The 26,451-nt window shown below is 55.9% G+C and carries 26 protein-coding genes; 13 read left to right on the top strand and 13 right to left on the bottom strand.

What is annotated here, in order from left to right; all coding sequences use genetic code 11:
• Position 1: 1 nt before the first annotated feature.
• The 3 genes from Y017_RS09810 to Y017_RS09800 all read right to left on the bottom strand — a co-directional run bounded on the left by Y017_RS09810 (position 2) and on the right by Y017_RS09800 (position 2,891).
• Positions 2-1,057: a mitochondrial fission ELM1 family protein gene (locus Y017_RS09810; RefSeq protein WP_051428750.1), complete on the bottom strand. Its 1,056-nt coding sequence runs from the start codon at positions 1,055-1,057 to the stop codon at positions 2-4.
• Between the two features lie 213 nt (positions 1,058-1,270).
• A complete protein-coding gene (gene cysE / locus Y017_RS09805) occupies positions 1,271-2,038 on the bottom strand; it encodes a serine O-acetyltransferase (RefSeq protein WP_035460552.1) in 768 nt (255 codons plus the stop codon).
• 67 nt (positions 2,039-2,105) lie between these two features.
• Entirely contained in the window at positions 2,106-2,891 is a 786-nt protein-coding gene (locus tag Y017_RS09800) for an RNA methyltransferase (RefSeq protein ID WP_011587799.1), read from the bottom strand.
• A gap of 160 nt (positions 2,892-3,051) precedes the next feature.
• Between Y017_RS09800 and suhB the strand changes: the two genes are divergently transcribed.
• The 7 genes from suhB (at position 3,052) to Y017_RS09765 (ending at position 12,060) form a co-directional block, all read left to right on the top strand.
• The gene (gene suhB / locus Y017_RS09795; protein WP_011587798.1) at positions 3,052-3,870 is read left to right on the top strand and encodes an inositol-1-monophosphatase; all 819 of its coding nucleotides are present in this window, start codon (positions 3,052-3,054) and stop codon (positions 3,868-3,870) included.
• Positions 3,871-4,124: 254 nt separating this feature from the next.
• Complete coding sequence (locus Y017_RS09790; RefSeq protein WP_231483478.1) at positions 4,125-5,576, top strand: NAD-dependent succinate-semialdehyde dehydrogenase; 1,452 nt, start codon at positions 4,125-4,127, stop codon at positions 5,574-5,576.
• Between the two features lie 150 nt (positions 5,577-5,726).
• Positions 5,727-6,878 (top strand): isocitrate/isopropylmalate dehydrogenase family protein, encoded by a 1,152-nt coding sequence (locus Y017_RS09785; protein WP_011587796.1) that lies wholly within the window; start codon positions 5,727-5,729, stop codon positions 6,876-6,878.
• 142 nt (positions 6,879-7,020) lie between these two features.
• On the top strand, positions 7,021-8,268 hold the full coding sequence (locus Y017_RS09780) for an aspartate aminotransferase family protein (protein WP_035460544.1): 1,248 nt from the start codon (positions 7,021-7,023) through the stop codon (positions 8,266-8,268).
• 99 nt (positions 8,269-8,367) lie between these two features.
• Entirely contained in the window at positions 8,368-9,339 is a 972-nt protein-coding gene (locus tag Y017_RS09775) for a D-2-hydroxyacid dehydrogenase (protein WP_035460541.1), read from the top strand.
• 77 nt (positions 9,340-9,416) lie between these two features.
• Positions 9,417-10,838 (top strand): amidase, encoded by a 1,422-nt coding sequence (locus tag Y017_RS09770; RefSeq protein WP_011587793.1) that lies wholly within the window; start codon positions 9,417-9,419, stop codon positions 10,836-10,838.
• 16 nt (positions 10,839-10,854) lie between these two features.
• Positions 10,855-12,060, top strand: coding sequence for a pyridoxal phosphate-dependent aminotransferase (locus Y017_RS09765; protein ID WP_011587792.1), 1,206 nt, complete (start codon positions 10,855-10,857; stop codon positions 12,058-12,060).
• A gap of 132 nt (positions 12,061-12,192) precedes the next feature.
• On the opposite strand, the gene Y017_RS09760 is transcribed toward Y017_RS09765, so the two are convergent.
• From Y017_RS09760 to Y017_RS09720, 9 genes are all read right to left on the bottom strand, one after another.
• Complete coding sequence (locus Y017_RS09760; protein ID WP_011587791.1) at positions 12,193-12,693, bottom strand: DUF2059 domain-containing protein; 501 nt, start codon at positions 12,691-12,693, stop codon at positions 12,193-12,195.
• Between the two features lie 110 nt (positions 12,694-12,803).
• Positions 12,804-13,727 (bottom strand): protein translocase subunit SecF, encoded by a 924-nt coding sequence (gene secF / locus Y017_RS09755; protein ID WP_011587790.1) that lies wholly within the window; start codon positions 13,725-13,727, stop codon positions 12,804-12,806.
• Positions 13,728-13,734: 7 nt separating this feature from the next.
• Positions 13,735-15,615, bottom strand: a complete 1,881-nt coding sequence (gene secD, locus Y017_RS09750) for a protein translocase subunit SecD (protein WP_035460539.1) — start codon at positions 15,613-15,615, stop codon at positions 13,735-13,737.
• A gap of 184 nt (positions 15,616-15,799) precedes the next feature.
• Positions 15,800-16,162, bottom strand: a complete 363-nt coding sequence (gene yajC, locus Y017_RS09745; RefSeq protein ID WP_011587788.1) for a preprotein translocase subunit YajC — start codon at positions 16,160-16,162, stop codon at positions 15,800-15,802.
• A 23-nt stretch (positions 16,163-16,185) separates the two neighbouring features.
• Positions 16,186-17,298 (bottom strand): tRNA guanosine(34) transglycosylase Tgt, encoded by a 1,113-nt coding sequence (tgt, locus tag Y017_RS09740; RefSeq protein ID WP_035460537.1) that lies wholly within the window; start codon positions 17,296-17,298, stop codon positions 16,186-16,188.
• Between the two features lie 70 nt (positions 17,299-17,368).
• Positions 17,369-18,448 (bottom strand): tRNA preQ1(34) S-adenosylmethionine ribosyltransferase-isomerase QueA, encoded by a 1,080-nt coding sequence (queA, locus tag Y017_RS09735; protein WP_011587786.1) that lies wholly within the window; start codon positions 18,446-18,448, stop codon positions 17,369-17,371.
• A 154-nt stretch (positions 18,449-18,602) separates the two neighbouring features.
• A complete protein-coding gene (locus Y017_RS09730; RefSeq protein ID WP_011587785.1) occupies positions 18,603-19,073 on the bottom strand; it encodes an RDD family protein in 471 nt (156 codons plus the stop codon).
• 289 nt (positions 19,074-19,362) lie between these two features.
• Positions 19,363-19,668, bottom strand: a complete 306-nt coding sequence (locus Y017_RS09725) for a type II toxin-antitoxin system RelE/ParE family toxin (RefSeq protein ID WP_035460536.1) — start codon at positions 19,666-19,668, stop codon at positions 19,363-19,365.
• The gene (locus Y017_RS09720; RefSeq protein WP_035460534.1) at positions 19,665-19,955 is read right to left on the bottom strand and encodes a hypothetical protein; all 291 of its coding nucleotides are present in this window, start codon (positions 19,953-19,955) and stop codon (positions 19,665-19,667) included. The genes Y017_RS09725 and Y017_RS09720 overlap by 4 nt, the downstream gene beginning before the upstream one ends.
• 215 nt (positions 19,956-20,170) lie before the next feature.
• Between Y017_RS09720 and Y017_RS09715 the strand changes: the two genes are divergently transcribed.
• The 6 genes from Y017_RS09715 (at position 20,171) to Y017_RS09690 (ending at position 24,660) form a co-directional block, all read left to right on the top strand.
• Entirely contained in the window at positions 20,171-20,503 is a 333-nt protein-coding gene (locus Y017_RS09715) for a hypothetical protein (protein WP_035460533.1), read from the top strand.
• Between the two features lie 77 nt (positions 20,504-20,580).
• Positions 20,581-21,075, top strand: coding sequence for a DNA repair protein RadC (gene radC, locus Y017_RS09710; RefSeq protein ID WP_035460531.1), 495 nt, complete (start codon positions 20,581-20,583; stop codon positions 21,073-21,075).
• Between the two features lie 65 nt (positions 21,076-21,140).
• Entirely contained in the window at positions 21,141-22,109 is a 969-nt protein-coding gene (locus tag Y017_RS09705) for a DUF932 domain-containing protein (RefSeq protein ID WP_035460529.1), read from the top strand.
• A gap of 66 nt (positions 22,110-22,175) precedes the next feature.
• Positions 22,176-22,601 carry a hypothetical protein gene (locus Y017_RS09700; RefSeq protein ID WP_051428749.1) on the top strand — a complete coding sequence of 142 codons (426 nt, stop codon included), beginning with the start codon at positions 22,176-22,178 and terminating at the stop codon, positions 22,599-22,601.
• A gap of 91 nt (positions 22,602-22,692) precedes the next feature.
• The gene (locus Y017_RS09695) at positions 22,693-23,700 is read left to right on the top strand and encodes a YqaJ viral recombinase family protein (protein ID WP_035460527.1); all 1,008 of its coding nucleotides are present in this window, start codon (positions 22,693-22,695) and stop codon (positions 23,698-23,700) included.
• Positions 23,701-23,775: 75 nt separating this feature from the next.
• The gene (locus tag Y017_RS09690) at positions 23,776-24,660 is read left to right on the top strand and encodes a hypothetical protein (RefSeq protein WP_035460526.1); all 885 of its coding nucleotides are present in this window, start codon (positions 23,776-23,778) and stop codon (positions 24,658-24,660) included.
• A 171-nt stretch (positions 24,661-24,831) separates the two neighbouring features.
• Here the strand turns inward: Y017_RS09690 and Y017_RS09685 are convergent, their stop codons facing one another.
• Complete coding sequence (locus tag Y017_RS09685; RefSeq protein ID WP_035460525.1) at positions 24,832-26,427, bottom strand: lysozyme inhibitor LprI family protein; 1,596 nt, start codon at positions 26,425-26,427, stop codon at positions 24,832-24,834.
• Positions 26,428-26,451: the final 24 nt, after the last annotated feature.

Raw genomic sequence — 26,451 nt, 5'->3', positions numbered from 1 at the left:
CTCAAAAGTCGGCCTCCTGATATCGCTCGATCAGCCAATGCGCCACCCGGTTGGCCTCCCACAAATGCAGCGGCCGAGCCTCATCACTTTCCATCAGGGCATCACGCTGATTCCATGCGCTAATCAACCCTCTCTGGTGCAACTGAAGCACCCCCTTCACCACCCGCTTTTTCTTTCCGGGCTGCAACGCAAACATGCCCGTCAACACCCCCGCTGTCAGGGATTCGTAAAGCATGGAGACACTGTCGGGGGACACCCACGCTACCCGGGATTGCTTGAGCTGATCCGGCAGCCAACCGGCATCGGTTTGCTGGTGATGAAAAAATTGAACATTGCCCCGCTCGATGCGTTGTAATTTCTCCACTAGCGCCAGCGGCGTCCTGCGCGAGCTGGTCACTGTCCACTGCCAGTGGGGATAATCCTGCGACAGGGTCATCAGTTGCTGGTATATGGCATCACTGTCCCAGCAGAAGTGAGGCGAGTCTCCTCCCACCAAAATCAGGCCCCGTAACTGTTCGGTAAGGCCGGGGTTGGGTCGCACCGCCGTAATGGCCCCCTGGGTAGCCAGAATATCCCCCCTGGCGGGCGGATTATCGTGTTCCGGGATCACCTTGAGGTGCGCCCACCCAAGGGGGAAGCCCGGCCGCATCAGCACCACCGTCATGGCACCGTACTGACGACGGCAGGCCAGCAGTAATGCATGGGTGCCAGAGCCAGCAGCAATAATGATGTCAGGGGTGGGCGCGGCGATCTCCGGAGGCTGGCCTGCCATTGCCTGCCAAGGCGTCACCCGGAAGTCCTTGCACGATAGCCATACCAGCTGGGCACCACAGAGCGCTTCCAGCCGCTCGCCCAGACCGCGCAATTGGTTTACATGTCCGGCTTTGCCATCGTTCAACAGCCAGATAACCGGCCGAACCAGGCTGCGAACCCGCCATTGCGGATCCAGTACCGCCCCGGACAGACTGCTGTCGAAAAACGCCTGCCCCGGCCAACTAACCGCCGCGTCCACGGTGGCGGACTCCAGAAAAGATGTTTTGGTGGAAGATGCCCCCATGACTGCGGTCCATAACACTATCGATGACAGACCATTATCCGGCCGGAACATGTCAATAATGAGACAGCAGACATTGTTGCGCCGCCAGACCACAAAGGGCTTTCGGTTTCGAGCAAGCCGTAAAAGGACAGAAGCACAAAAAAGGCCGCATCCCGGGAGGATGCAGCCTTTTTTTGTGGTGGGTTTATCTCGCGCAGAGGCGCAACCGCTTGCTCAGTCCGTGCCCCCCGCATTTACTGGCTCAAAGTCTTCATCCTTCAACACCGGCAATTTTTCATCACACCCCTGAATGCCCTGCTTTTTCAGGTTGGTGCACACCCGGTCCAGCTTGTTGTCCACCGCGTGCATATGATCCAGCAAAAGATGGATCGCTTCAGCCACCGGGTCTGGCATATCATTGCTGACCCCATACGCCTGAAAACCAATTTTTTCGGCCATTTCCTGGCGAGTTTTCTCTTTCTCGGTCAACGGATGATTAATTACCCGACCAGGAATACCCACCACCGTGGCTCCTTCCGGCACTTCTTTGGTGACCACGGAGTTAGAGCCAATCTTGGCATTCTTGTGCACGGTAAACGGGCCCAACACTTTCGCCCCCGCACCGACAACCACTCCGTCTTCTAGGGTCGGGTGGCGTTTACCTTTACTCCAACTGGTCCCGCCCAGGGTCACGCCATGATAAAGCGTCACGTCATCGCCGATTTCCGCGGTTTCGCCAATGACCACCCCCATACCGTGGTCGATAAAGAAACGGCGGCCAATTTTGGCACCAGGGTGGATTTCAATGCCCGTCAACCAACGTGAAAAAGTGGAGAGCAAGCGCGCTAGCTGCTTAAAGTTTCGGGTCCACAAGCCATTCGCCAAGCGATGAAAAAGCACCGCGTGCAAGCCAGGGTAATTCAGCAGCACTTCCAGCGTATTGCGTGCCGCCGGGTCCCGGTGAAAGACCGAACGAATGTCCTCGCGCACTTGATTCAACATAACTACCTCATTTTGAAACCTAGGACCAAGGCCCATTAGGATGACACCAGTGGCCGTTTGCTATGGCCTATCGGCCCTCATCACGCTGCATTTTTTTCTCCAGCGCCACCAATACGCCGCGCAAAATGCTCATTTCCATTTTGTCCGGGCGAGCGCGCATGAACAAACGACGCATGCGTGTCATTACTTGACCTGGCTGTTGCGGATTTAAAAAACCACTCTGTGCCATCACCTTCTCCAAATGATCGAGAAAACCAGAGACCGCTTCATTGGTGGCCGGCGGTTCATCCCAGAACATTTCTGGCAGTGGCATCACTTCACGGCGGGAGCGAGATTCCTGCAACTCGAAATCATCCCCCAACAACGCAAGACGCAACTCGTAACTGATTAATTGAACCGCCGACGCCACATTCAAGACCCCATACTCTGGATTAGCGGGCACACTCACGTGGAGATTGCAGCGGCGCAGCTCGTCGTTGGTCAGCCCCCGGTCCTCACGACCGAACAACACCGCAATGCGGGTATCCTGCGGCGCATTGGCCAAATCGTGGGAGAGCTGTGCAGCCAACTGGCGCGGCGTCAGGCAGGGCCAGGGAATACGGCGTTGGCGCGCGCTAGTACCGATCACCAAAGTGGCGCCTTCCAGCGCCTCATCCACGCTGTTGCACACTTGCGCCGCCTCCAGCACGTCCCCGGCACCGGAGGCACGGGCGGTCGCCTCCACGCTGGGATAGGACTGTGGCTGCACCAACCGCAAGTCCGACAGGCCCATGGTTTTCATAGCCCGGGCAGCCGCGCCGATATTGCCGGGGTGGGAGGTTTCCACCATCACGATGCGCACATTTTCCAACATGGGAGGCCTCTCATTAAAAAAGGCGCTAATCTTAACACGGCGGCTGCCCTGATCGCGCGGGCTCTGCTACAATCCGCGCCCCGGAACGGGAACCTTGAGTCTCCCTGCCCCGCGCTCTTTAAAAACCGTTACGCCACACGTCATATTGAGGATAGATGCCATGCATGCGCCGCAAGTGAATATCGCCCTGCGAGCCGCCCGTCAGGCGGGTACTCTGATTCGTAGAGCTGCCGAAAGCAGTGATCCCTTATCAGTTACGCAAAAAGGCATGAACGACTTCGTTACCGAAGTAGATCGTGCTGCAGAAGCACGCATCATCGATGTGATCCGCAAGGCCTACCCGGACCACAGCATTCTGGCTGAAGAATCCGGTGCTCTCGAAGGCAGTGGCGACGGCAAAGACTACCAGTGGATCATCGACCCACTGGACGGCACGACCAACTTCATTCATGGCTTCCCGCAATATTGCGTCTCCATTGCCCTTAAATACAAAGGCAAAATGGAGCATGCCGTGATCTACGATCCCAACCGCGACGAAGAATTCACCGCCAGCCGTGGCCGCGGCGCCGCCCTCAACGGCCGCCGCATCCGCTGCACCAACCGAGCAGGGCTAGAAGGTTGCCTGATTGGCACCGGCTTCCCGTTCCGTAAAGACCAGGCGCCGCATATGGACGCCTACTTAGGCATGTTCGCCGATGTGGCCGCGGCCACCGCCGGCTTACGCCGCCCCGGTTCTGCGGCACTGGATCTGGCCTGGCTGGCCGCCGGCCGATTGGATGGTTTCTTTGAATTCGGCTTGGCCGAATGGGACATGGCCGCCGGAGTACTGTTAATTACCGAAGCAGGCGGCTTGGTGGGCGACCTGAGCGGTGGGCATAAATACCTGGAAAGCGGTGGCATCGTCGCCGGCAGTCCAAAGGTCTTTAAGGGGCTGCTACAAAAAATCAAACCGCACCTGACGGAAACGCTGAAACGCTGAAACAAGCCCAAGCTACAACGCGGCTCCAGCACAGCTTGAGTCGCGCTTCATTATCCTCCTCCCCAACCTCCGAATCGCGGCTCCATCCCATCACCCCATAGCCAACTTTCCTGGTGTTGCAGCTTGGCGCTAAACACTTATTGCTGCTTTTTTCCTTAGATCCCAAACCAATTTTTTCATTTCCGCATGGACATCTCGGCATGCTTTGCTAGCGTGGTAAGCACAACAGTTCAGCAAAGAGGTGCTTCATGACAATGGTTTCTCTCACTGATAACGGCCTATTTCGCCAGCAATGCTACATCAATGGTCAATGGTGTGATGCGGATGACGGCGCCACCTTTGCGGTCGACAACCCGGCAAGCGGGGAAGACATCGGCACCTCGCCTCGTATGGGCGAGACGGAGACTCGCCGCGCCATTGACGCCGCCCACCAAGCCTTTCCTGGCTGGCGCGATAAGACCGCCGCTGAACGTGCCAATCTGCTCATGGCCTGGCACGACCTGATGATAGAGCACCAGGACGATCTGGGTCGGCTGATGACCTTGGAACAAGGCAAACCGCTGCCCGAAGCTAAAGGCGAAATAGCCTACTCAGCCTCTTTCCTGAAATGGTTTGCTGAAGAAGCCCGCCGAGCCTATGGCGATACTATTCCAGCGTCCAAACCCGGGCAGCAGATTGTAGTCATCAAACAGCCCATCGGTGTCACCGCCGCCATCACCCCCTGGAATTTCCCCTCCTCCATGATTACCCGCAAGGCGGGGGCAGCGCTGGCTGCCGGCTGCACCATGGTGGTCAAACCGGCCAGTGCCACCCCCTATTCGGCACTGGCACTGGCTGAACTGGCCGAACGTGCCGGCATACCCGCCGGTGTTTTCAGCGTCATCACCGGCAGTGCCGGAGCGATTTCCACCGCGCTGACCGACTCCGCCATTGTTCGCAAGCTGAGTTTTACCGGTTCCACCGAGGTGGGCAGCAAGCTGATGGCTCAATGCGCCAAGCACATCCAGAAAGTCTCTCTGGAACTGGGCGGCAACGCTCCCTTCCTCGTATTTGATGACGCCAACCTGGATAAAGCGGTTGAAGGCGCCATGGCCAGCAAGTTCCGCAACACCGGCCAGACCTGCGTCTGCGTGAACCGCTTTCTGGTCCAAGAAAGCATCCACGATGCCTTTGTGGAAAAATTTAAGGTGGCCATCGAAGCCATGAAAGTCGGCGACGGCTTTGATGAAGGCGTTTCTCAAGCCGCATTGATCAACCGCGGCGCCTCCGACAAGGTGATGGAGCACTTGGAAGATGCTCTGAGTAAAGGCGCCAAGGTGATCACCGGTGGACAGCGCCATGAACGCGGCGGCAACTACGTACAGCCCACCCTGATTACCAATGTCTCCACCGATGCCCAGCTCTGCCAAGATGAAACGTTCGGGCCGCTGGCAGCCATCATTCCTTTTAAAACCGAAGAAGAAGCCCTGCGCATTGCCAACGACACCCCCTATGGGCTGGCTGCGTACTTCTACAGTGACAATATCCACCGCTGCTGGCGCGTCGCCGAAGCGCTGGAAAGCGGTATGGTCGGCGTTAACGAAGGCCTAATCTCCAACGCCACCGCGCCGTTTGGCGGAGTCAAGGAATCCGGACTCGGTCGCGAAGGCTCCCACCAGGGCATGGAAGAGTATCTGGAAACAAAATATCTGTGCATGGGAAGCTAAATACAGCGACGCGCGACAACGCGAGGTAAATGAAGCATCAATCTGGTAGGTATAGGCCCGCACTTTACCGTATTGGTCGCGGGCTCAGGAATCTGGCATTGCTCATACCTACCCTCGTGTTGCAGCTTGAAGCATAAATAGGAGTTAAGGATGACGAAACGGCTAAACATCGCCCTGCTCCCCGGCGACGGCATCGGCCCTGAAGTTATGGCCGTAGCCGAACACGCTCTAACCCTGCTGATCGATCGCTTTCAGTTACCGTTGACCTACACCTCCTTTCCTTGGCCCTCCCACGCTTGGCACCAACAGCACGGGCACATGATGCCGGAAGACGGCGTAAAGCAGCTTCGAAGCTTTGATGCCATTATACTAGGTGCTCTGGGCGACCCCGGGCCGCTAGACGCCCCGGATCGTTTTGTACTCCCCGACAGTATTTCCCTGTCACCGCTGCTGGCCTTGCGCAAACAACTGGACCTGTGGGCCTGTGAGCGCCCCGCCCGCTGGCAGCCCGGTGCTCCCCAATATCTCAGCGACCCGCGTGCCAACGATGTAGACATGCTGGTGATTCGCGAAAACAGCGAAGGCGAATACAGTAATCAGGGCGGTCGTCTGCGAGCCGGCACTCCTCACGAGGTGGCCACCCAAGTGGAAGTGTTCACCGCCTCTGCTACCGAACGATTGATTCGCCATGCATTCGAACGGGCTCGCCAGCGGGCCAAGCAACGCCCCATTCCTCGGCATTTCAAAGATGAAAAGTCCGCCCAGGTATGTTTGATCACCAAACGCAATGCCCAACCATTCTGGGGCGACCTGTACACCGAAACCTTCCTACGCTTGGCTCGGGAATACCCCGATGTGGACACCCACCATGAGCTGGTGGATGCCGCCTGCATGAAATTCGTGCAATGCCCTTGGCGTTTTGATGTGGTGGTGGCCAGCAACCTGCATGGAGACATTCTCACCGACTTGGCCGCGGTACTCTGTGGCGGTCCAGGGCTAGCGCCGTCCGCCAATCTCAACCCGGAAGACGGCAGCATCCCCGCCCTGTTTGAGCCGGTGCACGGCAGTGCCCCGGATATCGCGGGAAAAAACCTGGCGGACCCCCGCGCAACCCTGCTCAGCTTAGCTATGACGCTGGAATGGCTGGCCCACCACCACCCGGCATTGGGCAATGCGGCACAACATCTGCATGACACAGTGAACGCAGACTTGGCGAAGGAAGGAGACACTTCGCCACAGCACAGACAAGAGAAAGGAACGCTGGAAACAGGACAACGGCTTTATGCATTGCTGGCCCAGTAACATCAACCAGTAACCTGAATTTACCCGCGAGGCGTATTCCACGCTCCGCTGGCACAGAGTTGCACAGGTGGCGACAAAACAGTTCACCAAGGGCCACCGCAACAGACAACGACGGCAATGAGTAATTGAGAAAGGAGGCACCATGAGTCATTTGTCCCCCTTACTGGTTCAATCCAGCGGGATTTGCGCAGAGCGCGGTGAAGGAAGCTGGCTCTACGATGAACAGGGAAATCGCTGGCTGGACTTCACCTCCGGCATCGGCGTGACCTCCACCGGCCATTGCCACCCCAAAGTAGTCGCGGCAACCCAGGCCCAAGTTGCCAAGCTGGTGCATGCCCAATACGCCACGGTAACCCACCCCAGCATGCTGACTCTCACCGACCGGCTCTACGAACACTTGCCCAAAGGCTTGGATGCAATCGCTTTTTCCAACTCTGGCAGCGAATCCGTAGAGGCAGCCATTCGCCTGGCCCGCCAGGCCACCGGGCGCACCAATTTAATCGCTTTCCGAGGCGGCTTCCACGGTCGCACCCTCGCCGCCGCATCACTAACCACCTCCACCAGCAAGGTACGCACCGGTTGGCAACCGCTGATGGCCGGGGTCAGTATTGCGCCGTTCCCCCACGCCTATCGCTATGGCCAGGACATGGACCAATGCGTTACTGATTGCCTCAACGAGCTGGACCATATCTTCATCACCGAGTGCAATCCGGCAGATACCGCCGCGATGATCATTGAGCCGGTGCAGGGGGAGTACGGTTACTACCCCGCCTCTATTGCCTTCATGAAAGGCCTGCGCGAGCGCTGCGATAAATATGGCATTCTGCTGATTGCAGATGAAATTCAGGCAGGCTTTGGTCGCACCGGCAAGTTCTGGAGCCACGAACATTTTGCCGTTCAGCCAGACATGATTATCACTGCTAAAGGCCTAGCCAGCGGCTACCCTTTGTCTGCTATCGCCGCCAGTAAGGAGATCATGGCTCAGGGTTACCCCGGCTCTCAGGGTGGCACCTACGGCGCCAATGCGGTGGCCTGTGCCGCCGCATTAGCCACCCTAGACGTGATCGAGAAAGAGCAGCTGGTGTCCCGCGCAAACGCTCTCGGTCAGCAGTTACTTACTCACCTGCAAGGTCTGCAAAAACAGCACGATTGCATCGATGAAATACGCGGCATGGGCCTGATGCTGGGTCTTGAGATAGTCAGCGCCCCACACACGCCCGACGGGGAGCGTGCCGGAAAATTGCTCAAGCATTGCGAAAGCAACGGCATGCTAATGCTGCGCTGTGGCACCCACGGGCAGGTGGTACGCTGGTTGCCACCACTCACCGTCAGCGAAGCGGAAATCGAGCAGGCGGTCGCGCTATTCGATACCGCACTGAAAGAAACCTGAAAAACAGCTACAAGCGCTAAGCAGCAAGCGCGGGCGCAGATTCTGGAGTCCCTATGACTTTCCCCGCGTTGCCGCTTGTAGCAAGAGAAAGGAGCCCTGATGACCGAGACCACCATCACCGTGCTATTGGCCGAAGATGAACCCGCCCTGCCTGGGTTGGAGTCCCTAGAGGGCTTAGCTCGGGTTCAGGAAGCACGAACACCTGCGCAGTTAGAACGCGCACTATTGGAGACCGACATTCTGGTGGTCACCGATTTTCGCACCGATCTGCTGGCTGAAGTGTGGCCAGATGATTGCCCGGTGCGGTGGGTCCACGCTACCAGCGCCGGTGTGGATGCGTTAATGATCGACCCCATCAAGCACAGTGACATTGTGGTCACCAATGCCCGTGGCACCTTCGACCACGGCATCGCCGAGTATGTACTGGGCGCCTTGCTAATGTTCGCCAAAGACTCCTTCGGCAACCTTGCGCTGCAAGCTCAACACCGTTGGCAACACCGAGAAACCGCCATGCTACGCGGCGCCAATGCACTGGTGGTTGGCGCAGGCTCTATTGGCCGGGAAGTCGCCACATTATTGCGTGCTATGGGCATGCAGGTGGTAGGCACTGCCCGCAACGCTCGCCACGACAGTGCCTTTCATCGGGTACACCGCCAGCAGGATCTGCCTGCCCTGCTCTGCGATGCGGATTACGTTGTCATCACCGCACCACTGACGCCGGACACTCATGGTTTGTTTGACGACACCACCTTTCGCCAAATGAAGCCCGGTGCTGCACTCATCAACGTGGGGCGTGGCCCCATTGTGCGCACGGAGGCTCTGCTGCGCGCCCTACAGCAAGGCCGGCTAGCCGGCGCGGCACTGGATGTGTTTGAAGAAGAACCACTCCCCCCCAACCACCCACTGTGGGATCAACCCAATGTCATGATTTCCGCCCATATGGCCGGGGATTTTATTGGCTGGCGACAGGCTTTGGGCCAGCAATTTGTCGATAACTTCCACCGCTGGCGCCGGGGCCAGCCACTGGACAACCCGGTCAACAAGGAACACGGCTATGTGAGTAATGCCTGACCCAGAATGCCAGACAAGGCGGTATAGCCTATACCTGGTGTCCTACTCAGGCAGTATCAAAATCAGGAGGATCGTCGATGAGCAAGGAACTACTGACCATGAGCGCCCAGGCGCTGAAAGCCGCTTACCAGGCCGGCGCCCTCTCCCCCGTGGAGGTTTGCAATACTCTGCTTGACCATATTGAGCGCCATGATGAGGCACTCAACGCCTGGTGTCTGATTGATCGAGACACCACCTTACAGTGGGCTCGCGACGCGGAGCAGCGATACCAGAACGGCACCGCTGAAGGCCTTCTCGACGGCGTCCCTGTGGCCGTCAAAGACGTGTTCCTCACGCCCATGTGGCCTACGCTGAAAGGGTCTAAAACCATCGACCCGGCCAGCACGCTGGAAAAGCGCTCCCCCGCCGTGGCCGCACTGGAACGTCATGGCTACGTACCGCTAGGCAAAACCACCACTCCGGAATTTGGCTGGAAAGGGATTACTGACAGCCCCCTTTGTGGCCCCACCAACAACCCTTGGGACCCAAGCAAAACCTCCGGCGGCAGCAGTGGCGGCAGCGCCGCCGCAGTATCCGCCGGTATGGTACCGCTGGCACTAGGGACCGACGCGGGCGGATCCATCCGTATTCCCGCCGGGTTCTGCGGCATCGTCGGCCACAAACCCACATTCAGCGAAGTTCCTCACTGGCCCGCCAGTCCTTTCGGCACCCTGGCACACGCGGGTCCTATGACCCGCTCCGTGGCTGATGCCGCGTTGATGATGACCGTAATGAGTGAGGCTGACGCCCGCGACAGCCTAGCCGCGCCGCGCCGCGGCATTGATTATGTAGCTGCGCTACAACAGCCAATGAAAGGTCTGCGTATCGCCCTAAGTACCACCCTAGGTTACGTGGACGTCAATCCTGAAATCGAAAAGGCCACCCGCGAAGCGGCCCGGGTTTTCGAATCCTTAGGCGCCACCGTCAGCGAAGTGGATCCGGGATTCAGCAACCCTCTTGCCGCTTTCAGTCACCTATTTTATAGCGGCGCTGCCAACGCCATGCGCGACTTAGGTGAACGCCAGCGCAGCCTAATGGACCCTGCTCTGGTCGAAGTAGCAAGCAAAGCGGAAAAGCTAAGTATGTTGGACTATCTCGGCGCCATGAATGAACGCATGGCGGTGAGTGAACGGATGGCCCTATTCCATACTAAATACGACCTGCTTATCACCCCCTGTCTGCCTATCGAGGCATTCGACACCAACCGGGAAGTGCCCGTGGACTGGCCCAGCACCCGTTGGCCCACATGGACGCCCTTCACCTACCCCTTCAACATGACCGGTCAGCCAGCCCTGTCTGTCCCGCTGGGGCTCAGCAGCAATGGCCTACCCATGGCGCTACAGATTGTGGGGGCCCGCTTCGACGATGCCCGAGTGCTCGCCGCTGGCCACGCCTTCGAGCAGGCACAGCCGTTTGTGCACCTCCCCCCTCTGCTGGATGAACTGCTGAAAGGCGCCTAAGGAAAGGAGATCTTTAATGGGAAACAGCAATCTGGACACAGATTTCTACGAAAGCGAAGACCCCATCTGGAACCCGGCCCTGCTGACCATTCCAGTGCCAGGTATCCGTCGTATGGTGAACTTGGCCGCGGACATGGATGATGTCATTCATTTATCCATCGGTCAGCCCGATTTCAAACCGCCAGAGCATGTAATTCAGGCCGGGGTGGACGCACTTTATGCTGGCCAGACCGGTTACACCATGGATGCGGGCCTACCCGAACTACTGGACTCTTTGGCCGAGTATTACAGCAAGCGGTACCAGCGCACCCTAGTGCCGGAAAACTTCTTAGTCACCACCGGTGCCACCGAAGCTCTGTATCTGGCATTAACCGCCACCTCGGCGCCCGGCCGAGAATTCATCGTGCCGGACCCCTCTTTCATGCTCTATGGCCCACTGATCCGCATGAACGGCGGCATCGTGCGCAGCATTGCCACCCGTGCCGAGAACAATCACCAACTGGATCCGCAGGAGGTCATTGATGCCATGGGCCCCAACACCTTTGCGGTGATCCTTAACTCACCCAGTAACCCCACTGGCACCATCTACCCGCGGGAAACCATTGACGCCATTGTCGAAGAAGCCGCCTACCGTGGCATCCATGTGATCAGCGACGAGGTCTACGACCATCTAATTTACGATGGAAAAGATTACCCTAGCGTACTCTCCAGCTGCCCAGACTTGGATCATGTCATGGTCATCAGCAGCTTCTCGAAAACCTTCTCCATGGCGGGCATGCGTGTTGGCTGGCTCATTGGCAGCCAAGGGGCGATTAAAAAACTACGCCGCTACCATATGTTCACCACCACCGTTGCCAACACCCCCTGCCAATGGGCCGGCGTTGCGGCACTGCGTGGCAGCAATCAATTCATCGACAGCATGGTAGAGGAGTATCAAGGTCGCCGAGATCGGTTGGTAGAACTAGTAGAGCAAACGCCGCACCTAACCGGCTACAAACCCGACGGAGCCTTCTACCTTTTCCCTTCATTACCGGAAGGGGTCGATGGCGCTAACGTGGCCCTGAAATTACTGCGCGAAACCGGGGTCTGTACTATTTCTGGCGATACCTTTGGGGACGCAGGCCGAAATGCCCTACGTATCAGTTATTCCACATCATTGGATCAGATAGAAGAAGCCTTTAGCCGAATTATTCCCTGGATGGAAAAACAGAACTTCAGCTGAGTTAAAAACTGCAGGCCGGGTTGGGCGAATTGCCATACCATACCGGCCTGCATTCTTTCCCTCGCACATGCCGGTTTACCCCACAGCGAAGGAGCCACACAGCCGAACCTTTCTTATTCAGCCACATTAGTTTTATTGCTTTTGCACTTCAGTATGAGCCAGCTCAGCTTCCATATCAGAGAACATTTGCCGCAAGGACGGCATCACATGCTGCATTTGCCGCTGGGAAATCTGCACGGACTCTGCCATCACTTTCGGCATCTTTTTCATGATCGCTTGACCACTTTCTGACTGATAGAAGGTGGCCATATCCTGCATCTCTTTCTGCGAAAAAGTCCGTTGATAAATATCCAGCATCTGTGCCTCCATGGCGCCCCAATTTAATCCTTCATCAAGAATACTTTGCACACGCTTTTTATAACGTTCCACCATGCCCTTTTTATCAGCAGGAATTGTTTTCGCCAACGCCTGGTCGGTCATACTTTCTATTTGCTTGCGCGCTTCAGTAAAAATGGCTTTAGCGTTACTGGCCACTAAAACCTCTTTTGCTGCTGCAACCTTACCTCCCGGCTCTTCACCGTGTACGGCTACCGACACCAAAGACAGCAATATTATCGTTAAAAAATTTTTCATTGCTTGCTCCACTTATTGCGCTATTTCCACCGCCAACCCAAAAACAAAAAGGCCGTGACAACGTCACGGCCTTTCACTATCGATTAACCACTATTAACGATCCATTACCGTTACGGCATTTCATCCACTTCTTCCGGCTCCGGAATCATAAAGTCTTCCTTGCTGACCTTCATCATGAAGAGGATGTTGCTCACCACATAGATGGACGAATAGGTACCCACTAAAACCCCCACCAGCAATGCCTCAGAGAAAGCTCGCATCACTTCGCCACCAAAGAAGTACAACGCCACCAATACCAGCAAAGTAGTAACCGAGGTGTTAATCGTCCGGGTAAAGGTCTGGTTCACCGCACCATTAATGATAGCCACCGGATCCGTCTCCCGGGTACTGCGAAAATCTTCCCGTATCCGGTCAGCCACCACGATGGAGTCGTTAAGCGAGTAACCGATCAGCGCCAGCACCGCCGCCAGCACCGTCAGGTCGAAAGGCCACTGAATCAGTGCAAACAACCCCAGCACAATGATCACATCGTGAAACAGTGCAAGTACGGTAGCTACACCGAACTTGTTGGAGAACCGAAACCACACGTACAGCATCATCAAGCCAAGGGCCAATAGCATGGCGGTGCCGGATTCATCACGAAGTTCGTCACCCACCTGAGGACCAACAAACTCTACTTTCAGTAGTTCCAGATCTGCATTGTGCTCTTTAAGCACATTGAAGACATTCTGGCCGACTTTATCCGCATCCGCATCGTCCTTGGGTGCAACACGGATATTCACCTCCTTAGGTGAGCCGTAATGCTGCACAACGGCATCGCCGAAGCCGGCCTCAGTAAGATCATCACGGGCTTGGGACAGCTCCACATCTGTCGGGCTTTTCACCACGACCGTCGTACCACCGGTAAAGTCCAAGCCCAGGTTGAGCCCTCGGGTCAGCAACAATACGACGGAAATAATTACCAACGCCAGCGACAGAACACCCAGCGGTTTGCGGGCGGCCATAAAATTGATGTTCATGGGTGCTTTACTCATAACCGCCTCAGATGCTCAATTTGCTCGGGGCGCGAGCGCCTCGACCGTAAATCATTTCTGCCATGGCACGGGTACCGATAATCGCCGTGAACATGGAAGTGAGGATGCCAATGAACAAGGTCACCGCAAAACCCTGTACCGAACCGGTCCCTGCTGCAAACAAAATCACCGCCACAATCAGGGTCGTAATGTTGGCATCAAGAATAGTGGTAAATGCACGGGCGTAACCTTCTTCGATAGCCTGGCGTGGACTCAGACCCCGGCGCAGATCTTCACGAATACGTTCGAAGATCAGAACGTTAGCGTCTACCGCCATACCCACCGTCAATACGATCCCGGCAATACCCGGCAGAGTCATGGTAGCGCCGGGAATCAACGACATAACACCAACAATGATTACCAAGTTACCAAGCAGCGCCACATTGGCAATCAAGCCAAATACTTTGTACCAAAGCACCATGAAGGCCAGCACTAATGCCAGCCCTAAAGCCATGGACTTAAGGCCCGCTTCAATATTCTCCGCGCCCAAGCTTGGACCCACCGTGCGCTCTTCAACGATACTCACCGGCGCAGCCAGTGAGCCGGCACGCAGCAGCAGTGCCAATTCGGAGGCTTCCGCCGGGTTATCCAGCCCGGTAATCCGGAAACGGCTACCCAGGGTGCTCTGAATAGTCGCCACGTTGATGACGTACTTATCAGTGCTGCTGGTCATCTGCTCAACGCTGTTGCCGTCTTCGTCGATCACCTTTTTCACGTCGGTCTTGGTTTCGATGAACAGCACGCCCATGGGGTTACCCACGTTCTTGCCGGTAACACGCTGCATACGGCGGGCGCCATCGGAATCCAGTGTTACGTTGACTTCCGGTTGACCGTTCTGCTGATCAAAGCCCATCTTGGCGTCAATCACCTGATCCCCGGTGGCAATGCTGGACTTGTTCAAGGCCACTATCCGGCCTTCTTGCCCCTTGAACGGAAAAAACTCCAACCCCGGCGGCGCCATGCCAGAACGTAGGCGTGCGGAGGACACGCTATTGTCCACCAAACGAAACTCCAGCGTCGCGGTGCGGCCCAAAATCCGACGCGCGGAGGCCGCGTCCTGGATGCCTGGCAGCTGCACTACGATACGGTCTGCCCCCTGACGCTGAACCACCGCTTCCGCCACCCCCAGTTCGTTCACCCTTTTGTTCAAAGCGGTGCGGTTCTGGTCTACGGCGTAGTCCTGCATTTCTTTCAGGGCCGTTTCGTTCAGGGTCATAACAATTCTGGGGCTATCTCCGGCCGGTTGCATGGCCAGCTTGTCCAGCGCCTGGCGCAATGGCGCCCGCGCTGCATCTGCAGCAACCTGATCTCCAAAGGTGGCGATCAGGGTTGTGCCATCCACAGACACCTCGCGATAACGCACCCCTGCGTCACGCAGTGTCAACTTAGCGGTGCCTTCCCAGGCTTCCATGCGGCTCTTCACCACCGAATCCATGTCCACCTGCAGCAAGAAGTGAACCCCGCCACGCAGATCCAACCCCAAATTCATGGGGCTAGCGCCGATATCACGCAACCACTGAGGAGTGGTTGCCGCCAAGTTCAACGCCACCACATAATTATCGCCCAAAGTAGACGCTGCAATATCCTTGGCGCGAAGCTGAGCTTCGGTATCGTTCATACGCACCAGCAATGAACTACCAACAACCTCACCGTCTCCATGGGCCAGGCCGGCGGCATCCAGGGCACTTAATACGCGCTGCCTAGCCACAGCCGACACTTCGCCACCAGCCTCGGAATGACTGATCTGAATCGCAGGCGCATCCGGGTACAAATTAGGAAGCGCATAAAGGCTGCAAACAACGAGTGCAGCCATAAGCAGGAAAAATTTCCAGCGTGGATAGCGGGTCATAGTTCTTTCCAGTAGTGCCGATTTCTTAATCATAAACAGTGCATTAAACGCCTAAAAAAGACATCAACTGGCCTTGATCGGAGCAACCCACAAGGCGTATATGATTAATTAATCGCTCGATACATTGGATTTTGCTGACGTCAAAAACAGCAAAGGCCCCGCACAAGACGGGGCGGCTGTTCTTCTAGATCGATTTAATCGTGCCTTTGGGCAGGGTCGCCTGAACGCTGCTTTTCTGCAGTTTAATTTCCAGGTTGTTGCTGATTTCTACCACTACAAAATCATCGGTAACTTTCGCCACTTTGCCCAGAATACCGCCACTGGTCACTACTTCATCACCCTTACTCAAGCTTTGGACCAAGTTTTTGTGTTCCTTGGCACGCTTCTGCTGGGGACGAATCAGGAAGAAATAGAAAACCACCATCATCACTACCAGCATGATTAGCTCTACACCGCCCGGGCCAGCAGGGGCAGCAGGAGCTGCAAACGCCGGAGAAACCATGGCCGCAGCCATCAGGGCCAACAGGGAACGCATTGCGATGTTCATTAATTACTCCAATCAATAAATAGCTACAGCGCCGGGGTTTGTTGACCTCGGGCTGCATAAAAGTCGTCCACAAAGGCGGACAATGTACCCCCTTCAATGGCCCCCCGCAATCCAGCCATCAACCGCTGGTAATACCGCAGGTTATGGATAGTATTGAGCTGGGAGCCCAGCATTTCATTGCACCGATCCAGATGGTGCAAATAGCTGCGGGAGAAATTCTGGCAGGTATAACAGTCACACTCTGCCTCCAGAGGAGCCAGATCATGGCGGTGCCGGGCATTCCGAATTTTCACCACCCCTTCGGCGATGAACAGGTGGCCATTGCGGGCATTGCGGGTAGGCATCACGCAATCAAACATGTCCACCCCCCGGCGTACCGCCTCAACAATATCATCCGGCTTACCCACGCCCATCAAGTAACGGGGGTGGTCTTCCGGCATATGCGGGGTCAGATTACCCAGCGTTCGTAACATCTCGTTCTGGGGCTCGCCCACACTCAAGCCACCTACCGCGTAGCCGTCAAAGCCAATATCCACCAGCCCGGCCAGGGATTCGCGGCGCAGATCATCATACATGCCACCCTGCACGATACCGAAACAGGCGGCATCATTGCCTTCATGGGCGTCTTTTGAGCGCTTCGCCCAGCGCAGGGACAGCTCCATGGAATCACGGGCCTGTTTTTCAGTGGCCGGGAAAGGAGTGCATTCATCAAAGATCATGCAGATATCGCTGCCCAGCGAGCGCTGTACCTGCATGGCTTTTTCCGGGCTCAGTTCAACCTTGTCACCATTGATGGGGTTTCTGAACACCACGCCCTGCTCGGAAATCTTGCGCATCTCACCAAGGCTGAACACCTGAAAGCCGCCGGAATCCGTCAAGATCGGTTTGTCCCACTGCATAAAGCCATGCAAGGAACCGTGAGCCTCTATGACTTCAGTGCCCGGGCGCAGCATCAAATGGAAGGTGTTTCCCAGACAAATCTCGGCGCCAGTATCGGCAAGATCCCTAGGCAGCATGCTTTTCACCGTGCCATAGGTGCCTACCGGCATAAAGGCCGGCGTTTGAATGGTGCCGCGGGGAAACGTAATTTCACCACGGCGGGCAGCACCGTCGGTGGTGCTGAGCTTGAACGTCATTCGGGACATGGATAAGCGCTCACTTGCATGCGCCACGCAATACGCAGCACGCCAAAAAAGGAAATCTTGGTCATTCGTCAGCTCCGCTTTTCACGTGCTGGGTATTGCGTGATGCCGGCTGCGTTCCCTCAATAAACATGGCATCGCCATAACTGAAAAACCGGTATTGGGCCTCAATGGCCGCCCGGTAGGCGCCCATGATCCGATCTCGGCCGGCGAACGCACTAATCAGCATCAGCAGTGTCGATTTAGGCAAATGAAAGTTGGTCACCAAAGCATCCACCAAGCGGAACCGGTAACCAGGAAAAATAAAGATATCCGTTTCACCCTGACCAGCGTGCAAACCACCTGACTGACTGGCCGCTTCCAGCGCACGCAGCGCAGTAGTGCCTACCGCCACCACTCGACCGCCCCGAGCATGAGCCTGGGCCACCTGCTCCACTAGCGAACCGGGAATCTGGTAACGCTCACTGTGCATATGGTGGTCTTCCACTTTATCCACACGCACCGGCTGAAACGTCCCTGCGCCCACATGAAGAGTGACAAAACCGATATCAACCCCGCGCTGTTCCAAAGCCGCCAGCATCGCATCATCAAAATGCAGACCGGCCGTCGGAGCCGCAACAGCCCCCGGCTCGCGAGCATACACCGTTTGGTAGCGTTCCATATCACCGTCCTCATCTGGGCGGTCGATATAGGGAGGCAGTGGCACATGGCCAATCAGTTCCAATGCGCTCAGAAGAGTGTCACAGCCGTTTCCTGGCAACGAGAAGTGCAGGATAAACAGGGCACCCCGGCGCCCTGTTACCTGGGCACGAATGCCTTTAGCAAATTCCAACCAGCTACCGGGTTTCGGTGACTTGGAGGCGCGCACGTGGGCAAGCGCTTCATGATCATCCACCACTCGCTCTATCAACACTTCTACCTTGCCGCCACTTTCCTTCTGGCCAAACAACCGGGCAGGAATGACGCGGGTATCGTTGAAGATCAACAGATCACCGGGGTGCACATGGGAGAGCAAATCAGGAAACTGCTGATGCTCAAGCGCATCGCAGGTAAGCGCCAACAAACGCGCATCACGGCGTTGCGCAGGCGGGTGACGGGCGATTAACCTGTCGGGGAGCTCAAAATCAAAATCGTCGACATTCACGTACTGTACCGGCACGGAAATTAAAGGGGCCGCAAGGATACTCGCTATCCGGCCGGGAAAAAATACCTGTATCCACTACAGAAAGCGCAAAATTCACCTAGAGCGCTCATAACCTTCTCAGTAATCCCTACTAAATTTTTGATGAAGAAGGCAGTCAGGTTTTGGACTTTTTCGGTAACTGCACCGTCGCCGTAGCAGACAAGCGATCGTGCAGCGCTTGATGCGGCGCAATCAGCACCACCAGATAGCCAGCCCCGAATAAGCTCCAAGAGAGGCAAGCGCCCAAGAAACGTGCCAGGGTTTGCCAGAACTTCACCGGACCGCCACGGTAATCGCGCACCTGCAGCCGCCAGGCTCGCATCCCCAGGGTTTGTCCTCCGCGCATCCAGAACCAGGCGTAGAACAACCAGGTTTCCACCAACAACAGGGGCAGCAGGATCCCCTTCAGATAGTCCGGTGCTGCGCGGGTGACACCGTTTATATCTTCCATTGGCAACCCTGTTTTAGGATAGACCAACACGAAGATACCCGTGGTCACAAACCACAAGGCCAACACCAGAAAGCCATCATAGACCAACGCCATCAAGCGTTTAAGCAAACCAGCGGGCGGGGCATAGTCGGTCATGACGCTCTCCTGGGCAGACTGTTTGAGCTAGCGAGGGCCAGAAACGCCCGACATAAAAAAGCCCGCTAGAAGCGGGCTTTTTTATTGTTTGGTACAGAGGCCGGACTCAAATACCGCCCTAACCCTCTGAATCCAATAAATATTAAAAAGCCTTTTAAGGTGTTGGCCCCGCTGTTGGCCCCACTGAAAATGACCTAAAAATGGGACCCGAACCCCTTGCGGACGGCAGTATAGCGCAGGCATCCAAAACAAGTCATTGAACAGCGAAAAACCATGGGTTCTTCCGCTCTCAGTCTGGCGCTCCATCTTTATCTGACATCGGCTTGGGCCATAGCCTGGCCGTATGCACCAATGTAAGCACCCAAACTGCCTCCTGATAAACCTCATAGACCAGCCGATAATGTTCATGGGGGAACAGTTCCCGCGTGCCAGGCACCTCCCCCTCTCTCCCCATCTCGGGGTGGTCTGCCAGCAATCTTGCCGCCTCCGAGAACCGCATATCCATGTCACCTGCCGCAACCGGATTATTCGCCGCGATATACTCCCAGATTGCGAGACGGTCTTTCTGGGCCTGAGTGGTCCAGATTACCCTCATGCGCCAGCCTTACCGTCACCCACCCCAGCAGCCCTGCGTGCCGCGAAATCAGCCTCCACCTCATCGTTGGAGCGCCCCTCACCAGCCAGCATCTCTGCCCGACCGGCTTCCACCTTGCCCCTCAGAAAATCCTGGTATTCCTGTTCCTGCCGCTTCCGCGAAATGTAGCCACGCATCAATTCACGCACGATTTGCGAAGCCGGCCGATGCTCCGCCTCTGCCACAGCAATAAATTCAGCCCGAAGTTCTGACTCCAGCTTCATTGTGAAAACCGCTTCTTTGCTCATGGCCGACCTCACGACAAGATACTAATAATGTATATACCTCGTTAGTATCTCAACTCTGAATGCCAATATAAAGCCCTGCCGAAGTAAAGGCAGCCAGTATGAACACGACACCAGCCCCTAACTGGCGGCCCACGATTCCAGATTTTTTCAGGCATATATCACCTCCATGAAGCCAGGAAGGAATGGCCTTCCTGACCCCATTTCATGGAGGTTTCATGATCATTCAATGTCCGTTCTGCCGCTCTATCCGGGTCGCCGCCTTGCAGAATGGCCGCAAGGTCGGTGGCTCGGTTGGCACGGTTGCAGGCGCTGCCAGTGGCGTCGCCATGGCCACCAGTGGAGCCCGAGTTGGGGCGACCGTTGGCCTGGCGTTTGGCCCTGCGGGCTCTGCTATCGGCGGCATCGCCGGTGCGGTGCTTGGTGGTCTGGCGGGTGGCGTGGCTGGCGGTGAGGCCGGTGCTGCCCTGGGCGCCAAGCTCGACGACACCTATCTCGACAACCTGGAATGCCTGGATTGCGGACACAGCTTCCGCCTGGATGCCGAGTAACCCCTTCTCTTATCCCTTATCTACTCATTCTTGAAGCCCGCCTTGCGCGGGCTTTTTTATGCCGTTTTGGAGTTTTTATGGATATTCCCACTTTCGTAAAGAACGAGCAGGGCCTGTACCACGTACAGGGCTGCGTCAAACCCGAGGAGATTGTCAGCACCGCTGCCACCATCCTGTTGGATGAGCTCACCGACCGGGAAGCGCTGACCGCGCCTACCGATGTTGCCCAGTTCCTGCAGCTGGCTCTGGCACAGGAGAAGAACGAGGTCTTCGCGGCCATCTTCCTCAACAACAAACACAAGGTGCTCAGTTTCGAGACCCTGTTCACCGGCACCATTGATGGCGCGGCGGTGTATCCCCGTGTGATCGTACAGCAGGCCCTTGCCTGCAATGCAGCCGCCGTAATCTTTTCCCACAACCACCCCTCCGGCTGCTGTGAGCCCTCACGGGCAGATCAGCAAATCACCAAGCGCCTTACCGATGCCCTTGCGCTGATTGATGTGCGGGTGCTCGACCACTTTGTGGTGTCCCGTTCCGGCTACGTCAGTCTGGCTGAACGCGGCAGCCTCTAACCCACCGCACCTAACCTCCCTACACACACGCACCGTTTATTCCTTTTATTATCAGGAGATTCACCATGTCTCATCTTGTCGAAAACATGGCCTATGTGGGCCGCACACCTTGGCACGGGCTGGGCAATCAGCTGGCCAGCCAACAACCACTGGAAGTCTGGAGGCGCGAAGCCGGCATGGACTGGGATATCCGTGAAACCCCGGTTCGCTTTATCAGCAGCGAAGCCGGTGCTCTCGGACAGATCTCGTCCTTCCCTGATCAAAAGGTGCTGTTCCGTTCCGACACTCAGGCACCACTGTCGGTAGTGAGTAACCGCTTCAAGGTGGTTCAGCCCCGTGAGGTGCTGGAGTTCTACCGGGACCTCACCGAGAAATCTGGCTTTGAGCTGGAGACGGCGGGCGTCCTTAAAGGGGGCCGCAAGCTGTGGGCGCTGGCGCGTACCGGGCAGTCCGGCACCCTGGCAGGTAATGATCAAACCAACGGCTACGTGCTGTTGGCCACCGCCTGTGACGGCACCCTGGCAACCACAGCGCAGTTCACCAGTATCCGGGTGGTGTGCAACAACACTCTCGCCGTCGCGCTGAATGGCAACACGCATGCCGTGAAGGTACGCCATAACACCACCTTCGACCCTCAAGCGGTGAAGAAACAGCTGGGAATTTCTGTCTCCGCCTGGGATGACTTCATGTATCGGCTCAAGGCCCTCAGCGAGCGACGGATCACGCACAAGACCGCCGAGAAGGTATTACAGACCATCTTCACGGATACCGGTTACCAACCACCCGGCATGCCGGTGAAACCCAACGAACAGGCCATGAAGAAAGCCATGACGCTGTATGACGGTGCCGGTCGCGGATCAGAGTTAACGTCTTCCAAGAACACGGCCTATGGCCTGCTCAATGCGGTCACCGAGTTCGTGGACCATGAACGTCGTGCGCAAAGTACCGACAACCGGCTGGACTCTGCCTGGTTCGGCAAGGGCGCCCAGATCAAGCAACGCGCTCTGGAGCAAACGTCCCTGCTGGTCGCCTGACCCAGGCCTGATCACTTACCACCCTTTCTCTCTACACCCTTTTAAAAGAAATCTGGAGAAAACACCATGAATCTGAAATGGCTCTACCGCCTGTGGGCGGTATGGGACTGTCGCCCTATGCCTGCCGAACTGGCATCGGTATGGGGCGCGTTTCTGCACGAAGGCTTGATGTGCCATCCCGGCGATCCTGGCCGACCCCGCCGAATACTGGACGCCTGGGACAGTGGCTGCATCGAGCTGATCATCGCGTCCTGTGAATACCTGGACCCGCTCTGGCAGACGGTCTCCCACATCTGGTATCAGCCCCGTGGCCGACCTGGCATTTTCGAGTACGAAGTGGTCAGTGAGTTAGGCGAGTGGCTCGGTGAGCAACTGCTCACTACCGGCCACCTCCCCAGCGACAAGGAGGCTGAACGTTATATCGAAGCGTTGGTGAATGACTTCTTCGAGATTGGCGAGGAAGCCTCCTCCTCTTCAAGTCGCGCCGCATGATGTCATTCAGGCATCACTCGCAATTACCTATTTCCCCTTACCTTTAGCCCCGGCCACTACGCCGGGGCTTTTCTTTGTCTGGAGTATTCTCATGGCACAACCGAAAAGCATCACACCTGGCCAGCGCCCTGCGCTGCGCTTGGTCTCTACCAAAAGCATGAACCGCGAAGACTGGCTGAAGATCCGCAAGCAAGGCATTGGCGCCAGTGATGCCGCTGCGGCAGTGGGCATCAGCCCGTACCAGTCGCCCCTGGAGCTGTGGATGATCAAGACTGGGCGCGACGGCCTGCTACCCGCCCCCGATCCCGACGACATTCAGTCACCGATGTACTGGGGCACCCTGCTGGAACCTAAGGTGGCCGAGGCCTATGCCAAGATCAGCGGCAACAAGGTACGGCGGGTGAATGCCGTGCTGCAGCACCCGGATGGTGACAAGCCCTGGATGCTGGCCAACCTGGATTACGCCGTGGTTGGTAATGAAGACGTTCAGATACTGGAATGCAAGACCACCGGCCAGCACGGCGCCAAGCTATGGGCGGACGGTGTTCCGGAGTACATCCAGTGCCAAGTACAGCATCAGCTGGCGGTCACCGGTAAGCAGGCGGCAGACGTGGCCGTGCTGATTTGCGGTCAGGAGCTGCAGATTCACCGTATCGAACGGGATGAGGCACTGATTGCTCACCTGTACGAGCTGGAGCGGGAGTTCTGGCAGTTGGTGGAAGCGGACACCCCACCGGACCCGGATGGCTCCGACTCTGCAGGCAAGGCCCTGCAAGGGCTCTATCCTCGCGATGAAGGCGAAACTCTGGATCTCACGGCTAACCCAGCCATGGAAGGCGACTTCAATGAACTGCTGGATCTGCGTGACACCCTTGCCCGACTGACCGAGCGGGAATCCACCCTTAAACAACGCATCCAGCAGTCCATGGGGCTGGCCAGCAAGGCTACCTTCACTGTTGGCTCCGTGACCTGGAAGCGTAGCAAGGACTCCATCGCCCTGGACACCAAAGCCCTGCTGCAGGATCAGCCTGATCTGCTCAAACACTACCCAAAGCACAGGGCGGGCAGTCGCCGGTTCCTTGTGCGCCCCAACACCTAACCCACCCCCAAGCAGCATAACAGCCGGGCCAAGCCCGGCTGAGTACATGCATCTGCTATTCATCAGGAGAATCTCATGATCAAAGGACTCGCCATTACCCCACCCGTAATCGGCCGTATCAGCATTGGCCGTGTAGTGGAGAAGAACGGCAAACGTCTGCCGGAGAAAGACGACCAATTCACCATCACCACCCAGATCCAAACCCGAGACGGCTGGTTGCCGCACCCATTGGACGAAACCCTGCGCCAGGAGGTACAGGGCAAAAAGCTACGAAGCATTCCCGTTACCCTGCCCTTCAATGATCCGGACCTGAATCTGCGGGCCGAATACACCTTCTTCGAGCGCAAGAGCGGCAGAGCGCTATGTGCAGGTGATGGGGAAGCCTGTCGGCGTCATACCGAGAACGGCCTGGAATCCCTACCCTGCCCATCGCCGGATATGTGTGACTACGGCAGCCATGGGCTGTGCAAGCCCTATGGTCGTCTCTATGTCTGTATCGGAGATAACGATGAACTGGGCTGCTTCGTTTTCCGCACCACCGGCTACAACAGTATCCGTACCCTAGCTGCTCGGCTGCGCTACTTCCACGCCATCAGCGGCGGCAATCTGGCCACCCTGCCCCTGGAACTGAAGCTGCGCGGCAAGAGCACTACCCAGAGCCACCGAGCACCAATCTACTATGTGGATCTGACGCTGAGAGCCGATCAATCCATGAAAGAGGCTGTCACTCATGCCAGGGAAGAGGCCCAGGTTCAGGTAAATCTGGGGATCAATCAGGCAGAACTGGACAAGGTTGCTCAGGCAGGCCTGATGAATGCCCAGTTCGAGTATTCAGAGGATGAGGGTTTGCAGGTTACGGAGGAGTTTTATCGCAGTGAAGCCAACCAAAACACCTGTGCCTCGAAGCAAGCATCCGGCTTGAAAGAGGCCCTTTCGGCAAAAGTGAGCGGGGGCGAATAACCCCCACCCTCAACTACCGATAGCGCAGCGCCGCCGCATCCAGCTCAGCCCCTATCTCGTCACTACACACCGGAACAAAAAACGCAGAATACATTAACACTTAATAAATTCTAAACTTTCCATTTCCACATGCACCCCATAGGAAACACAAATCCCTCCAAACAGATTCCACTAAAAATTATTTCGGTTATTGTACATCTCCAATATTGAGTACAGCATTAATGCTCGGCTCTTGATGATCTCTGTTTTTTCTTGGAGAAGGACATATTTGCCTGCATCTGGGCCAAGGATCGCGGCAATCGCATCAAAGTGCTTGCTTTTTCCTTTTGAGGAAAGCCTTTGGGATGCCCTTAGCTTCGTGAAAAGCTTTTCTGGTAAGTTACTCCGAAGCTCTGAATAATAATAATTCAACTCTCTATCCCATATTTGATACACGTCTAGACAGCCTTCCCCTCCACCCTGAAGGCAGCCTTGGTAGTAATTATTGTACGCCTTATCAAAGACAGAAGGGTTTTTATAGTCGCCAACATGAAGAGGGACTGTAGACCGACCAACATCGACCAAAGGCTCAGCTTTTGTGGTTCTGGCATTATTACTGGCCACGTCAAGCCAACGCTTAAGAGTTAGCGCTCTGGACCTTTCAATTTTAGCCATCTCTTCTGTAGCGTCACGAGAACGCATTCTCATCCAAAGAGTACCCTCTTCATTGGGATAGTTTTCAGCCGCAATATGGCTAATTGCTACGTAGGTAGAGTCCTGAGTATTTCTCCATACTTCCTGAGAGGCTGCCAATATTGATTCGATATCAGCAGGAAGCTTTTTCTTTAGCTCGCCGAGGTAGTAATTGATATTTCTTTCCCAGATTTTCTTTACGTTATAACAGTGGCCTGAACCATAACACTCCTTAGTATAGCTCTTTATCTTTCTGTCGTATTCATCTAAGGATGCGCTATCACGAATGTGGGGCGGCTCACGTAAATCGACATTTTTCTCAGGCCTTTCATTCTCGGGTTCTTTCTCCTCAGCAATCTGCGCGGCGCTTAACAGGACTCCCTGCCCAGGTTTAAGGGCGATCTTATTGGTTAGATCGCAAGAATCGAAATCGACTTTTCGGTATTTTATTGGGCTTTTGTAATCAAAGCCTCTGTTTTCAAATGAAGTAACAGCCCCTTTCTTGAACCCCTCCCCAATCGCAGAGTATCCAGAAAAGAAATCTCCAGCATAAGTAAAAACATGAATGATGTTAGGATAATAGGTTGGTTCGTAGGACTGCAGCTCGATTTCTATTGGCAGGTATTCACATGAGTAAGGCATGCCGTATTGAAGCGCCCTAGAGCCATACCGACTCATGGCAGCTGCCCTGATCATATCTTGCAAATCAGAGCACACAACTGACCTGGACTTTAAGACTCTTGTTCTTGCGCTCTCAATTTCAGCCGCACGCTTCTTCTCTCTTTTGTTAAAATCGACATTATTACTTTGCTCATCTCTACAGCTCAAATGCTCTTTGTATACCTTGTAGTCATCATAGCCATCTTCTTTTGCTTGAAAATATACTTTCTTGTTCGGGAATCCCATTTCTTTCGCATACATGTCAGGAATGGAAAACCAAGCAAGCAAGAAGGCTAACCCGCCAGCGACAACAGCGACAAGAAGCCCTTGCCCAGACTTCTTCATGATCGCTGCCACTGCAAATATCATTACACTCAAGAAAACGGCAATCGATGATGAAATTTCAAGCTGGTATTCTAAAAGGTCAATAGACATCCCTGTTCCTTATGGTTTCTCATT

Source organism: Alcanivorax sp. 97CO-5 (assembly GCF_000524665.1).
Taxonomy (GTDB): domain Bacteria; phylum Pseudomonadota; class Gammaproteobacteria; order Pseudomonadales; family Alcanivoracaceae; genus Alcanivorax; species Alcanivorax borkumensis.
This window is presented reverse-complemented; position numbering and strand designations above follow the sequence as displayed.